This window comes from Bacillus sp. NP247 (assembly GCF_018966865.1).
Classification (GTDB): domain Bacteria; phylum Bacillota; class Bacilli; order Bacillales; family Bacillaceae_G; genus Bacillus_A.
Genome location: NZ_CP076653.1, coordinates 4,752,995 through 4,767,791 on the forward strand (window position 1 = coordinate 4,752,995; position 14,797 = coordinate 4,767,791).

Below are 14,797 nucleotides of genomic sequence, written 5' to 3' on the forward strand. Positions count from 1 at the left end.
ATTAAACTTCTATAAAATGTAGAAAAGGAATTAGTAAAATTAAGCACCCGAGTAGGAGTATAGAGTGATAACATGTTACAATAAATCTAAGAACAAGCAATAAAGGAGAGTTATTTTACGTGAAAATTAAAGCAATTGAACCGACGCCAAGTCCAAATACAATGAAAGTTATTTTGAATGAAGTACTACCATCAGGAGCGCGTAATAATTATACGAATGAAAATGCAGAACAAGCACCAGTGCAAGTGCAAGAAATTTTGAAGATTGAGGGCATTAAAGGTGTGTATCATGTTGCAGACTTTTTAGCAGTGGAGCGAAATGCGAAGTATGACTGGAAAGTTTTATTACAACAAGTTCGTGCTGTTTTCGGTGAAGAAATAGTGGAAGAAAGTGAAGAACAGCAAATTTCTCATTTTGGAGAAGTGAAAGTGTTTGTTCAAATGTTCTTTACTATTCCGATGCAAGTGAAGTTAACAGATGGAACGACAGAAGAGCGTGTAGGCTTACCTGATCGTTTTAAAGAATCCATTATGAAAGTGCAAATGTCTGCACCTAACGTTGTGAAAGAACGTAAGTGGGTAGAGCAAAGTACACGTTACGGTAATTTTGAAGAAATCGGGAAAGAAGTAGTAGAAGAAATTGTTGCTGCTTATTCAGAAGAACGTGTAAATGAAACGGTTAAAGAATTATTAGATCAGGCTGGGGCAGTTGAAGTAACGATTCAAAAGCGTGAGCCATATAAAGTAACAGAAGAGATGATGAAAGATTCTGACTGGAAAAACCGTTTTGCAGCTTTAGAGCAAATGGATCCTACTGAAGAGGATATTCTAGTGTTGAAAATGGCGTTAGACGATGAAAAAGTATCTATCCGCCGCATAGCAACAGCTTATTTAGGTATGGTAAAAAGTGAAGGCGTATTGCCGTTATTATATAAAGCGTTATTAGATCGTTCTGTAAGTGTTCGCCGTACAGCGGGAGATTGCTTATCGGATGTAGGTGACCCAGCAGCGATGTTCGTTATGATTAAATCTCTGAAAGATTCAAGTAAATTAGTACGTTGGCGTGCAGCAATGTTCTTATTTGAACTTGGTGATGAAAGTGCAATTCCGGCATTAAAAGTAGCAGAAGATGATCCAGAGTTTGAAGTAGCAATGCAAGCACGTTTAGCTTTAGAACGTATTGAAGGCGGCGAAGAAGCAAAAGGTTCTGTATGGAAGCAAATGACGGAGTCTCGTAAAGGGGAATAATATATGATTGTTTTCTATGATAGTTGGTGTCCGATGTGTACTGCAGTGGCAGAGCGTACGAAGAAATTAGATAAAAAGGGTAAAATGACATTTGTTTCATTTCGAGATGATGATGTAGTTAAGAAGTATGATCTTTCTCAAGAACTACAAAGTAAGATGGAACAAAGAATGTATATTTTAAAAAATAATAAATGGTATGACGGAATTCATAGCATAAACGTATTAGCGAAGGCCGTTCCATCTTATTGGTTTGTAGTGCCTTTTATAAAACTATCTATCGTACTTGGATTTGGAAGTAAAGTATACGATTATATCGCTAACAATAGAAAACTTGTCCCAGTCGGACATTGCCGCGAAGGGGTTTGTGAAATCCCTTCAAAAAAATGAAAACGTCACTATCTTTCTTTTGCACCTATTAATAGAGCGTGATATGATGAATTTGGAATGAAAGTTGAAGGAGAGATACAAGATGTCGAATGCTTATGAAGAATACATGCGCCAAATGGTAATTCCAATGCGCCAAGAGTTAGTGCGTTCTGGATTTGAAGAGTTAACTACAGAAGAAGCTGTAACAGAATTTATTGAGAATGCAACAGGTACAACATTAGTTGTTATAAACTCTGTTTGTGGTTGTGCAGCTGGTTTAGCGCGTCCATCAGCAGGTCAAGCAGTTGTTCGTGCTGAAAAACAACCTGATCATCTTGTAACTGTATTCGCAGGTCAAGATAAAGATGCTACTGCAAAAATGCGTGAATACTTCGGAGAAATTCCTCCATCTTCACCATCTATGGCATTATTAAAAGGAAAAGAAGTTGTTCACTTCATTCACCGTCATGAAATTGAAGGTGCAACTATGGACGAAATTATTACGAACTTAGAACAAGCTTTCGAAAAGAATTGCTAAAGAAGGGGGAGAGTATATCTCCCTCTTTTCTTTATATAGAGGTGAAACAATGATTGTAACAACAGCAGGAAGAACCAACAAAGAAATGACAGATTATGCAAGCAAGGTAGCAGCAGAATTAAATCGTTCTTTCGTTAAACGTAATGACATACCAGTACATAAACTACATGAGCAGTATGAACAAGATGTGCTTGTTGTAGGGAAAAACCGATTAGCTATTTATCCGAGAGGAACGGAAGAGTCGTTTTTCTTTCATCCAAACTCAGCGATGTTTCGTGTGAAAAGGTTAATGCGCGGAGAACACGATCCGTTTGTACAAGCAGCTAAATTAGAGAGCGGAATGACAGTATTAGATTGTACGCTCGGTATGGCATCAGATAGTATTGTTGCTAGCTATATTGTTGGTGAAAATGGAAAAGTAACAGGACTTGAAGGTAACGAATATATGGCTTACATAATGGAAAAAGGCCTGCAAACATGGTCTTCATCCGTATCTGAAATTGACGGGGCGATGCGAAGAATCGATGTACAGCAAACGGAGCATTTCGCATTTTTAACGCAATGTGAAGATAATAGTTATGATGTTGTTTACCTTGATCCGATGTTTGAAGAAACGGTCATCGAATCAGATGGAATTAAAGGATTAAAACACTTCGCTTTGTATCATGATATTACTGATGAAACAATTGCGGAAGCGAAGCGTGTGGCGAGAAAAGGTGTCGTTCTGAAAGATCATTTCCGTAGTTCTAGATTTGAAAAACACAATTTTTATGTATACAAAAGAAAAAGTGCTAAGTTTCATTTTGGTGTAATTGACCCTTGCTAATTGTTTGAAAAGATGTATAATAAGCAATAATTAATTAAATATACTGTCTGTGATGAAGAGAGTAGTCTTTTTCAGAAGGAAAGCGAGCTAGGGATGGTGTGAGCCTAGTGCAGAAGAAAAAGATGAAGCGCACTTCGGAGACGCTTCTTGAACGAATAGTAGAGTAAGCCGAGGCCCCCTGTCCTCGTTATAAACGGGAAAGTGGTTCGTAATGAACAACAAGGGTGGTACCACGGGTTAAAACTCGTCTCTTTTTTAGAGACGAGTTTTTTGTGTTTCAAAAAATAAGGAGGTTGTAGTATGGAGTATAAAACAAAGTTTGCGGAAAGTGTATCGAATATTCTTGCGAATGAATTAACACAAAGTCAAATTTTAGATTTAATTGAAACACCGAAACAAGATGAATTCGGAGATGCAGCGTTCCCATGCTTTTCACTAGCGAAGCAATATAAAAAAGCACCAGCTATTATCGCAAAGGAAGTGGCGGAGAAATTAAAGGATCCGTTCTTTACGAAAGTAGAGGCCGTTGGTCCTTATGTAAATGTATTTTTCAATCGTGAAACTGTAAGTGATGCAGTATTAAAAACAATTTTAGCTGAAAAAGAAGAGTACGGTCAAAATCACTTTGGATGTGAAAAAACGGTAGTTATCGATTATTCTTCTCCTAATATCGCGAAACCTTTTTCAATGGGGCATTTACGTTCTACAATGATTGGTAATTCATTAAAGCATATCGCAGAAAAATGTGGGTATGAAGTTGTCGGAATTAATTATATTGGGGATTGGGGAACACAGTTTGGAAAGTTAATTACCGCATATAAAAAATGGGGAAATGAAGAAATAGTTAAAGAGGATCCAATACGTGAGTTATTTAAGCTATATGTTCAGTTTCATGAAGAAGTAAAAGAGAACAAAGTACTAGAAGAAGAAGGTCGTGCTTGGTTTAAAAAATTAGAAGAAGGTGATGAAGAAGCAGTCGAACTATGGAATTGGTTCCGTCATGAATCTTTAAAAGAATTTTCCCGCATTTATGAACTTCTCGGTGTGGAATTTACAAATTTTCAAGGAGAAGCTTTCTATAACGATAAAATGGAAGACTTTATTGGGATTTTAGAAGAGCACGACTTACTGGAAGAATCAGAAGGGGCATTAGTCGTTAATTTAGAAGAAGAAGGTATGCCGCCATGCTTAATTAGAAAATCAGATGGTGCTACCATTTACGCAACGCGTGATTTAACAGCTGCTTTGTATCGTCAAAACACATACGAATTTGATAAAGCGTTATATGTTGTAGGCCCAGAACAAAGCCTACATTTCAATCAATTTTTCACTGTATTAAAAAAGCTTGGTTATAACTGGGTTGACGGAATGGAACATGTACCGTTTGGATTTATATTAAAAGACGGTAAGAAAATGTCGACACGTAAGGGCAGAATTATTTTATTAGAAGAAGTGCTAGAAGAAGCTGTTGCACTTGCGGAACAAAATATTGAAGAGAAAAATCCTAATTTAAAACAAAAAGAAGAAGTGGCAAAGCAAGTCGGTGTTGGAGCAGTTATCTTCCACGATTTAAAAAATGAGCGTATGCATAATATCGAATTCTCATTAGAAAATATGTTGAAATTTGAAGGAGAAACAGGACCATATGTACAGTACACACATGCGCGTGCTTGTTCAATTTTAAGAAAAGAACGTGTTGAATTTGAAACGTGTAATTTTGAATTAAAAGACGATTACAGCTGGAGTGTAGTAAAATTACTTAACAAATTCCCGCAAGTAATTGAAGCGGCCTTCAACAAAAATGAGCCATCTATTATTTCAAAATACGTATTAGATGTAGCGCAATCATTTAATAAATATTATGGGAATGTTCGTATTTTAGAAGAGAACGAAGAAAAAGACAGTAGACTCGCATTAGCTTATGTTGTGACGGTTGTATTGAAAGAGGGGTTACGTTTACTTGGGGTAGAAGCTCCTGAGGAGATGTAAATAAGAATATAATCATTATTAACCCAAGTATATTATAGCAGCGAACTGACAACCCAGGTCTAGGATGAACCTGGGTTGTTTTTTATTAATATATAATTCTTTTGCAAAATCAATTAAAATATTTTTAGAGAGGATGTTTCATATTGATTCGAGCTTTTATTTTACAAATTCCTTGCCATAGAAAAGTGGAAAGAAGTTTTCTTAAACTACAAAAACACATACCTTTATGTGCGCGTTGTACAGGCATGCTTATCGGTATTTTAATGTTTCCAATTTATTTTTATATGACACCTTCATTTCTTTTGGCAATAATACTATCATTTTCTGCTCAAATTCCGTTACTTATTGATGGATTCACCCAAAAGTGGAAATGGAGAAGCAGCACAAATTTACTAAGAGTAACGACCGGTTTATTAAGCGGTAATGGTATGGGGCTATTTATTGCCTCTAGCATTATATGGATAACATCTAAAAGCATATATTAACGGAAGGAGAATTTTACATGTTTTGGATCTACTCAGTTCTAATTCTTATTTCAGGAGGAAGCGGGATTGGTTTTCTCATTCATGAAAGAAATATAGAAGCAATAATTGCTTTTGTTATTTGTACAATATTTATTGTGTTACTCTATTTTCACCTAAAAAGAAATGACGAACATAGAAACTGTGATTGCAGTACATTAGCTTGTACCGATTATACTGATTGTAATTGTTAAATTATGTGAGTGGGAAAGTTAGTGTATCGTTTAAGGTATACTAGCTTTTTTTATTAGAAGTGTAGGAATGTGACTATTAAATGGAGAACTTTAGTTGTGTATATAAAAGGAGGCGTTGGACTTGGAAGAGTATGATTGGAATAGTAAGCTAGAGTATTTAAGAAATACGAGAGACTTATATTATAACGATGATTATTTCCGTTTTTTAGTCAATTCAGTTTGGAAGATTACTGGACCCGTACATATTGTTGATTATGGTTGTGGATATGGTTATTTAGGTTTAATTTTGTTACCTTTACTTCCCGTTGGATCAAAGTACACAGGGATTGATAGAGGAGAAACATTAATAGCTGAAGCGAGAGAGTTGTTTCGTACATTCCCATATGAGGCAGAATTTATTGAGGGGGATGCTACAGAAATTGAATTGAAAAATAAATACGATATAGCTGTCAGTCATGCTTTCTTATTACATATGAATTCGCCCAAAACAATGTTGCAAAAAATGATAAATTCAATTAAGGAGGGAGGAAAGATAATATGTTTTGAACCACATTGGATTTCTAATATGTCTTCATACATGCTAGATGGAGTAATTCAATCGGAAATTATCCAGCTTGGTGTTTTGCAGAAGCTATTTGAAGAAGATACACATAGAAGTGGTAAAGACGGCAATATTGGTATGAAAATACCGATGTTTTTAAGTGAATTAGGTGTGAAGAATATTGAATGCAGAGTAAGCGATAAAGTGAATTTTTTAGATTCTAATATAACCCAAAATGATAAGCAAGGATTATATAATTCTCTAAAAGAAGAGGGGATTGCTAGTAATCCAGGTGAAAAACAACAATTTATAGACCGTTTAATGAGTCGAGGTTTAACAGATATTGAAGCGCTAGCTCAATACGAAGCAGAACTGCGATTTTTTGAAGCGTTTCATATACATTCTTCTTTGGTGTACGCTCCTAATATGAAAATTACATACGGTGAAATAAGGAGATAAATCTAATATTAGAAAAGTAGGAATATAATGAGAATTGCTACCTTCAACATTTGGAATCATCAAACTTTGTGGTCAGAGAGATTAGAGGCTATTTGTGAGGAAGTTCAAAATGTTGCTCCTCATATTCTAGCTATTCAAGAAGATAGATATATTTAAAAAATCATTAATATAATTTCATTTACTGAGAATGACCTCTTAAGAACATACAATATTACATCGAATTAAACAAAATACCGAGAAAAATCATCGCTTTTAAGATATTTAATTATAAACTTGAATAATATTAAATAATATCGTTCATTATATGAGGTTTTAGTTGAATGCATACTATATGATGTGTAAAATCTAAGCAAGTAGGTTAGAATACTGCTTGTAAATGGCAGTATAAATAATAATTTGAGGTGAATGCATGCTAGATTTTAAGCAATTAGAGATTTGTTTGAAAGAAAAGAGATTTGTAGATGGATTACAGGAGATAAATAATGAAATTGCACATATAAAAGAAACGAATAAATTATCATACGTGAAGAACTGGCTTTCTAACGTTTCATCATTTGCGGAATTTGATACATTAATTCGCCTTGTTGATGAAGGTCTGATGCATCAATATAGCTCCTTTTTAATTCGTTATACGTATAAAAAATTCCCAAATATGAGAACGCTCTCTTTATATTGTGATGAGTTAATTGATGAGCGTAAAATCCTTGATGCTGAACAATTATTAAAAGATTCTTTGGAAGAGGTAAATGAAGAGGAAACTGATGCGGACGTTTTAACGAAAGCATATTTTACATTAGTTAGATGTTTTTTAGATATGAAGCGAAATGAAGAGGCCTATGCCTATATGCAAAAGGCGGAAAAGTATAGTACACGTGCAGTTTTTGATAAATGGGGTTACTTATATATACAGACTGGTGAGTGGGAGAAGGCAGAGGAACAACTTTTAGCCGGTCAGCGGCATAAAGATTGTGAAGAGTTAGCTACGTACCTATTGGCGCAATTATATGCATATAAAGGTGAACAGCAGCGAGCATTACAACTCATAAATGATGCGATTGCAAAGTTCCCTCAAGTACCATATTTCTATTTTGAAAAAGTAAAATATTTATTAGATTTAGAGCGCTATGAAGAAATGTTAGTGGTAATAGATAAAATTAATCATATGCTTCCGCATCATGCATATACAACTTATTTTATACATTTACGTGCAGAAGCATTTTATAAAATAAATAATATTCATGATTTGCAAGCACTATTGAAAAGTGAAAAGAGTTTGAAAAATTCTCTATATCATCATATAGAAAAAAATCCTGATGGAAAAAAGGTTCGTTTACCAATAATTCCGGTTGTACAAAAGGATAACTATTGCGTTCCGACAAGTTTAGAAATGATGTTAGGGGTATGGGGAGAAAAACGTACGCAAGATGAAATAGCACAACATATTTTTGATGTAACAGGTTCTAAGTTTTCAGATACAGTTACATATATAGAAGAGCAAGGTTACGAATATCGTTATTTTCAAGGGAATGTGGAAAGTTATAAGAGATTACTTGATCAAGGTATTCCCGTTTTATTAAGTATAGATATTGAGCACGCTTCCCATGTACAAGTGCTTTCTGGTTATGACGACGTGCTGCAAGCTTTTTATATTCAAGATCCGAATTTCTTAGAACCGATTCTTGTGGAATATGATAAGTTGCAAGAAAAATATCGTTATACAGATTGTTTAGCTATTACGTTTACACCAAAAGATAGAATAGAACAACTTTCACTTTTAGATGAGGAAGAACATAATTATTATAAATCAATTTTTTCTCTTACTGATCATTTAGCTGAGCAAGATAAAGAGGGAATTGAAAAGTTAGTACTATTTTTAAAAGAAACAAGTGAAAATCCAAACACTTGGTTATATACGATTAAACATTTAGATGCGGAAGTAGATAAAGAGTTTATTCAGTTTTGTATAGAAAAGTTAATGGAAAAGTTTCCGAGCTCTGACTTTGTGAAATTGCATAGTGCACAGTGTTTTATTCGTCTGCAAGAAATGGAAAAAGCAGGGCATATGCTTCAAAGTGTGGAGAAGAAAAACAATCAAGCGTTATATCATTTTATAAATGGACGTTATTCTTTTGAGCAAGATAATTATACAGAAGCGATTGCTAGTTTTCGTTCATCATTACAATTGGATGCAGATCAACCAGTTGCGTGGAGTTTCTTAGCATTATCATACATGTATATGGATCAATCTGAAAAGGGGCTAGAGTATTCTCTAACAGCTATAGAACGTAGCCCTGAAAGGTTTACGCTTGTAAACCACGGTTTAATTTTAATAGATTTAGAACGATATGAAGAAGCATATGGATTCTTTAATGATTTATTAAAAGAATATAAGTATGAAGCGCACATATGGTATGAACGTGCAAGATGTGCTCAGCATTTAGGGAAAGTGTATTTGGCGGTAAAAGGAATTAAAGTGGCGATTCAATTAGATAAAACGGCAGCATATTTATATACGAAGCTTTCGGAAATCTATGAATCAGATTTGGATGATGAGCAAAGTACGAAGGAAATTCTATTACAAGGAATTCAAAATTGTGAAGATCAGGCATCTTTATATGTTCGTTTAGGAGATTTTCATTTTCAAAATGATGAACTTGAAGAAGCGGAAACTATATATAAGCGTTCTTTAGAAGAAAATAATGAAGATGTATATTCTCATTTTGGTTTAACTCAAGTTTATATGGCAAAGGAACAATATGAGGATGCAAAAAACTATATTGTTAGTATCAATAAGCAATTTGAAGACAATCAAGATTTCCTTATGAATGCTGGCATGGTGCTATGGGATGCTGAAATTGCATTAGGTGGGGATGAAAAAGAGTTAAAACTTGCACTTTCTAAATTAGAGAACGGTATACGAAGAGTATACGCTAATATAGCGAGCGTGTTGGATGAGTATGTAGATCGGATAAAAGACACAGCTTTTGTGCAACGAGGCATAGCGTTTTTAAGAACGTTAGAAAAAGAAAAAGCGGATGTAATTGAATACGGTTGTTACGCTGGTGTCTTATATGAATCTATTGGACAGTATGATCAGGCGATAAAACGGTATAATGATGCACTTAAGAAAAAACAAGATTCATTGCCGTATTTCCGTATCGGTGAAACATTCATGGCGTTAGGGCAATTTCAAGAAGCGAAGCATGCATATGAAACATGTTTAGAAATGAATAAGAATTTCTTAGGTGTACATTTGCAGCTTGCTGAAATATACGAAAAAGAAGAGAATCGTGCCAAAGAACAAAGTCATATGGTCCAGGCGATGAAAGAAGAACCAATGCATATTAACATGGAATATTTGGCACAGCTTTCAGTAGAAATGAATCTTCAGGAAGAATTACTAGTTGAATTAGAAAAATTAGCGGAAGAAGTTCCTGAGACATGGCGTTTAGATGCGATTGCATACGTGTTTGGTGCGATGAATGACATAGATAAAGAAAAATAATATATCGAAAATGCAATAAAAATAGATGAAGAGCATGTGGAAGTACTATATCATTATGCGAAAATACTTGTTAAAAAGCAGAATGTAGAAGCCATTCAAGTTGCGCTGAAAGTAATGCATAAAGATTTGGAAAGTGAACGTATATTTGGTGTGTACGTAAAAGCAATGGAACAACATAAAAAATTATCCCAAACACGAGACGCACTTCATACGCTAAAAGTGAAAAAAGCAGAAAGAAGTACAGCGTTTATGTATGCAGCTACTGCGGTTGCCGAAAGATTAGTAGAAAGGCAGCAAAATGAGCAACCGAAAAAATCTATATTTACAAGAGTATTTTATCGTATGAAAAATCGTGCGAAGGAAATTTCAATGATTACAGTTGTTATCGATTTATTTGAAATCTCCTTAAAGTTAAATCCCAAAAATAGTATGGCAGCGCAGCGTTTCGCAATATTTTATGAGAATGCAGCGATGAATAAAGAAGCGATAGAGGTATTACAAACATCGTTAGAAAATAAGTGGGATTATGATGTAGCGAAGCAACTTGTAAATCTTTTCATTGATTGTGAGGAAGAGGATATGTTACGAGATGCTTTTGAATTAACGAAACAAATGGTTCGAGAGCTACCGGATGATTATGATACTCTTCTTTTACAAGCGAATGTATTATGCAAGCTAGGCGAAGAAAGAAAAGCCGAAAAAATTCACTTGCAATTAATTGAGAAAACACCATTTGTAAGTAGAGGATTCCTTGCCTTAGCAGAAGTATATCAAAGTCAAGAGAGGTATGAGGATGCGATTTATTTATTAGAAGATGCTTCTGTGCATCATCCAAATGAAACGGCAATTCTTCTTGCTTTAGCATCTTCGTATCATAAAGCTGGGCAAACGACAAAGGCAGAAAAAATAACTAGTGAAATATTAGCAATTGATGCTACTGACTTGTTAGCAAGATACGATCATGCTTGTTATTTAACATCATTAAACAGAAATGAAGAGGCAAGAGATGAACTTGAAATTGTGCTTCGTGAAGATGAAACAGGATTTTTCGCTGAACTTGCAGAGAAAGATGAAGATTTAGCAGGATTGCGAGAGTTTGAAAAGTAATTGTATAGGAATAGAGAAAAAGGGTATAAATAAAAATATGTTTTGAATTGGTTGACAATTAATTGCCCGATGGCATAAAATAACTTTTAATAAAGTATACAAATCTGAAGACGAGAAAGAGTAAAATAGTGAGCTGTTCTCCAGAGAGCCGGTGTATTGCTGAAAGCCGGTGTGCAGACGTTATTTGAAAATCATCTCCGAGGAGCCGTGGCTGAATAAAGTAAGCTCGGACGGATGTCTACCGTTACAAAGAACGCGTATGTTAGTACGTTGCTAAGTGCTATTAGTGAAAAGCTAATAGAATTAGGGTGGTAACGCGGGTAAACCCGTCCCTACTTCATAGGGACGGGTTTTTTGTGTGCTTTTAAAACATTCAAAGGAGTGATTGTACATGAAGAAAGTAGATGTAAAAGAGTCAGCTGTAGGGAGAGAAACACGTATTCGTAAGCAGTGGAACGAACAACGTATTTTCGAGCAATCAATTCAGAATCGAGAAGGTGCACAATCTTTTGTGTTTTATGAAGGGCCACCAACGGCGAATGGATTACCACACGTTGGCCATGCACTTGGGCGGGCGATTAAAGATTTAGTAGCGAGATATAAAACGATGGCTGGATATAAAGTGTTAAGAAAAGCCGGATGGGATACACATGGATTACCTGTAGAATTAGGTGTTGAAAAGCAACTTGGTATTTCAGGTAAACATGAAATCGAAGAGTATGGCATTGAACCATTTATTCAAAAGTGTAAAGAGAGTGTATTCACATATGAGAAGCAGTGGCGTGAATTTACGGAGAGTATTGGATATTGGGTGGATATGGATGATCCGTACGTTACTTTAGAGAATCCATATATCGAAAGTGTATGGAATATTTTAGGGACGATTCATGAAAAAGGCTTGTTATATAAAGGGCATAGAGTTTCACCGTACTGCCCAAGCTGTCAAACATCGCTTAGTTCACATGAAGTTGCACAAGGGTACAAAGTGGTTAAAGATTTAAGCGCAACGGTTAAGTTTAAAGTGAAAGATAGTGAAAATGAATATTTCCTTGGATGGACAACAACACCGTGGACGCTTCCAGCGAATGTTGCACTTGCCGTACATCCGAATATGGAATACGTGAAAGCAAAACAAGAAGAATCAGTGTATATTGTTGCAAAAGATCGTGTGCAAGAAGTGCTAAAAGATGATTATGAAGTAGTCTCTGTTCATAAAGGAGAAGAATTATTAAATATTTCATATACAGCACCGTTTCCGATGAAAGAAGTTACAAATGGATACCGTGTTATTGCGGCAGATTTTGTAACTGCAGATAGTGGAACAGGACTCGTTCATATCGCTCCAGCATATGGGGAGGACGATTATAAAGTCGTTCAAAGTGAAGGGTTATCGTTCTTACATGTTGTAGATGAAAAAGGTGAGTATACAGATGCAGTACCATTTCTTAAAGGTAAGTTTGTAAAAGAATGTGACGTTGATATCGTTCGCTATTTAGCGAAAGAGGACTTGTTATATCATAAAGAAAAATATGAGCATAGCTATCCACACTGTTGGCGCTGTGATTCTCCGTTACTTTATTATGCAGGAGAAAGCTGGTTAATCCGCACTACTGAAATTAAAGAAACATTTTTACAAAATAATAATTCTGTCACGTGGTATCCAGATCATATGAAACATGGACGCTTTGGTAAGTTTTTAGAAAATATGGTGGATTGGAACATTAGCCGAAATAGATATTGGGGAACACCGTTAAACGTATGGGAATGTGAAAACTGTGAGCATCAATTTTCACCGAAAAGTATTGCTGAATTAAGAAAGCATAGTACAAAAGAAACGCCTGAAGATTTAGAATTGCATAAGCCATATGTAGATGAAGTGCAAGTTTGTTGTGAAAAATGCGGAAGTACAATGAATCGTACACCAGAAGTAATTGATGTTTGGTTTGATAGTGGTTCCATGCCGTTTGCACAATATCATTACCCGTTTGAAAATAAAGAGTTGTTTGAAGAACAGTTTCCAGCAGATGTTATCGCAGAAGGAATTGATCAAACACGCGGCTGGTTTTATAGTTTATTAGCGGTATCAGCACTATATACAGGGAAAGTACCATATAAACGAGTGTTATCACTAGGGCATGTTTTAGATGAAGAAGGACAGAAAATGTCTAAAAGTAAAGGCAATGCACTAGATCCTGTTGATTTAGTAGAGAAGTTTGGTGCGGATGCACTAAGATGGGCTCTACTCGTTGACAGTGCTCCGTGGAATGCGAAGCGTTTTTCTGAAAGAACCGTACTGGAAGCAAAATCTAAATTTGTAGATACATTAGTCAATGTGTATAGTTTTTACGTTTTATATGCAAATTTAGATGAGTATAATTCGAAAGAAACGTATGATGTAAAGCGGACGAAATTAGATGAATGGGTATTATCAAGATTGCATAGCACAACGAAAAAGGTAAGAACGGCACTTGATGATTATCAGTTCACGAATGCAGCCCGTGAAATTGCAGCGCTTGTAGATGAAGTAAGTAACTGGTATGTAAGACGTTCACGCAATCGTTTTTGGGAATCTGGTATGAATCCTGAAAAAGCAGCTGCGTATGAAACGCTTCATGAAGTGCTTGTAACAATTAGTAAATTAATTGCACCATTTACACCATTTGTCGCTGAAGATATTCATCTGAATTTAGAAGGAAGCAGCGTTCATTTAGCCGATTATCCAGTTGTAAACGAATCACTTATTCAGCCCCAGTTAGAAGCGGAAATGGATGCTGTTTTACAAGTTGTTGAACTTGGAAGAAGTAATCGTAATCAACATTCATTAAAAGTAAAACAGCCGTTAGCAGAGCTTGTATTACTTGAGCATAACGAGAATGATATCGATTGGGAATCTTATCGTGATATCGTAATGGATGAGCTAAATGTTAAAGCGTTCCATGTTGAACTCGATGAATCGAAATACACATCATATCAATTAAAGCTGAATTTTAAAACAGCGGGACCGAAGTTTGGTAAAAATGTGAATGCAGTAAACAGCTGGTTAAAACAATTATCACAAGAAGAAGTACAAAACTTTGTATCTACAGAAAGAGCAGTTTACGAAGCAGCATCAGGAGAGGAAGTAGTTGTAACGGCTGAAGATGTATTGGTAGAGAAAGTTGCAAAATCAGGATTCTCCAATACGACTAACGGACAATATACGGTTATGTTAGATACGAATGTAACGGAGGAATTGTTACAAGAAGGGGTAGCACGTGAATTTATTCGTGCGGTTCAAGAATATCGTAAACAGTTGAATTTACCGGTTAATTTACGAGTGGATGTAATTCTTGATACAGAAGAAGAACTACAGCAAACGTTAACGAATTATAAAAATCTATTGGAAGAAAACTTACTCGTCAAGCAATTTACATTTGGTCACTTAACGAATGAGGACGATGAACTTTCTTTAGGTGAGACAAAAGTCCGAATTAAATTAAAAGCGGCTAATTAAAGAAAAAAGGA

The 14,797-nt window shown here is 35.3% G+C and carries 9 protein-coding genes, 1 pseudogene and 2 other annotated features; all 10 genes and pseudogenes read left to right on the plus strand.

What is annotated here, in order from left to right:
- Positions 1-119: 119 nt before the first annotated feature.
- The 10 genes and pseudogenes from KPL75_RS24765 to ileS all read left to right on the plus strand — a co-directional run bounded on the left by KPL75_RS24765 (position 120) and on the right by ileS (position 14,786).
- Positions 120-1,247: a conserved virulence factor C family protein gene (locus KPL75_RS24765; RefSeq protein WP_219918222.1), complete on the plus strand. Its 1,128-nt coding sequence runs from the start codon at positions 120-122 to the stop codon at positions 1,245-1,247.
- A gap of 3 nt (positions 1,248-1,250) precedes the next feature.
- The gene (locus KPL75_RS24770) at positions 1,251-1,634 is read left to right on the plus strand and encodes a thiol-disulfide oxidoreductase DCC family protein (RefSeq protein ID WP_219918223.1); all 384 of its coding nucleotides are present in this window, start codon (positions 1,251-1,253) and stop codon (positions 1,632-1,634) included.
- An 82-nt stretch (positions 1,635-1,716) separates the two neighbouring features.
- Positions 1,717-2,151, plus strand: coding sequence for a BrxA/BrxB family bacilliredoxin (locus tag KPL75_RS24775; protein WP_219918226.1), 435 nt, complete (start codon positions 1,717-1,719; stop codon positions 2,149-2,151).
- A 49-nt stretch (positions 2,152-2,200) separates the two neighbouring features.
- Positions 2,201-2,977, plus strand: coding sequence for a class I SAM-dependent methyltransferase (locus KPL75_RS24780; RefSeq protein ID WP_219918228.1), 777 nt, complete (start codon positions 2,201-2,203; stop codon positions 2,975-2,977).
- Positions 2,978-3,017: 40 nt separating this feature from the next.
- Positions 3,018-3,232, plus strand: a binding site (T-box leader).
- Positions 3,233-3,277: 45 nt separating this feature from the next.
- Positions 3,278-4,966 carry an arginine--tRNA ligase gene (gene argS, locus KPL75_RS24785; protein ID WP_219918230.1) on the plus strand — a complete coding sequence of 563 codons (1,689 nt, stop codon included), beginning with the start codon at positions 3,278-3,280 and terminating at the stop codon, positions 4,964-4,966.
- A 143-nt stretch (positions 4,967-5,109) separates the two neighbouring features.
- Positions 5,110-5,451, plus strand: coding sequence for a DUF2085 domain-containing protein (locus tag KPL75_RS24790; RefSeq protein WP_219918232.1), 342 nt, complete (start codon positions 5,110-5,112; stop codon positions 5,449-5,451).
- Between the two features lie 17 nt (positions 5,452-5,468).
- Positions 5,469-5,681, plus strand: a complete 213-nt coding sequence (locus KPL75_RS27560; RefSeq protein ID WP_002148354.1) for a hypothetical protein — start codon at positions 5,469-5,471, stop codon at positions 5,679-5,681.
- 121 nt (positions 5,682-5,802) lie between these two features.
- Positions 5,803-6,681 carry a class I SAM-dependent methyltransferase gene (locus tag KPL75_RS24795; protein ID WP_219918233.1) on the plus strand — a complete coding sequence of 293 codons (879 nt, stop codon included), beginning with the start codon at positions 5,803-5,805 and terminating at the stop codon, positions 6,679-6,681.
- A gap of 409 nt (positions 6,682-7,090) precedes the next feature.
- Positions 7,091-11,293 (plus strand): annotated as a pseudogene (locus tag KPL75_RS24800) (tetratricopeptide repeat protein).
- A gap of 98 nt (positions 11,294-11,391) precedes the next feature.
- Positions 11,392-11,630: a binding site (T-box leader), on the plus strand.
- Positions 11,631-11,684: 54 nt separating this feature from the next.
- A complete protein-coding gene (ileS, locus tag KPL75_RS24805; protein ID WP_219918234.1) occupies positions 11,685-14,786 on the plus strand; it encodes an isoleucine--tRNA ligase in 3,102 nt (1,033 codons plus the stop codon).
- Positions 14,787-14,797: the final 11 nt, after the last annotated feature.

What these genes read in the sequence shown, in the direction of transcription:
- KPL75_RS24780 (WP_219918228.1), top strand. Translation starts at nt 2,201, where the DNA reads ATGATTGTAACAACAGCAGGAAGAACCAACAAAGAAATGACAGATTAT.
- ileS (WP_219918234.1), top strand. Translation starts at nt 11,685, where the DNA reads ATGAAGAAAGTAGATGTAAAAGAGTCAGCTGTAGGGAGAGAAACACGT.
- KPL75_RS27560 (WP_002148354.1), top strand. Translation starts at nt 5,469, where the DNA reads ATGTTTTGGATCTACTCAGTTCTAATTCTTATTTCAGGAGGAAGCGGG.
- KPL75_RS24775 (WP_219918226.1), top strand. Translation starts at nt 1,717, where the DNA reads ATGTCGAATGCTTATGAAGAATACATGCGCCAAATGGTAATTCCAATG.
- KPL75_RS24770 (WP_219918223.1), top strand. Translation starts at nt 1,251, where the DNA reads ATGATTGTTTTCTATGATAGTTGGTGTCCGATGTGTACTGCAGTGGCA.
- argS (WP_219918230.1), top strand. Translation starts at nt 3,278, where the DNA reads ATGGAGTATAAAACAAAGTTTGCGGAAAGTGTATCGAATATTCTTGCG.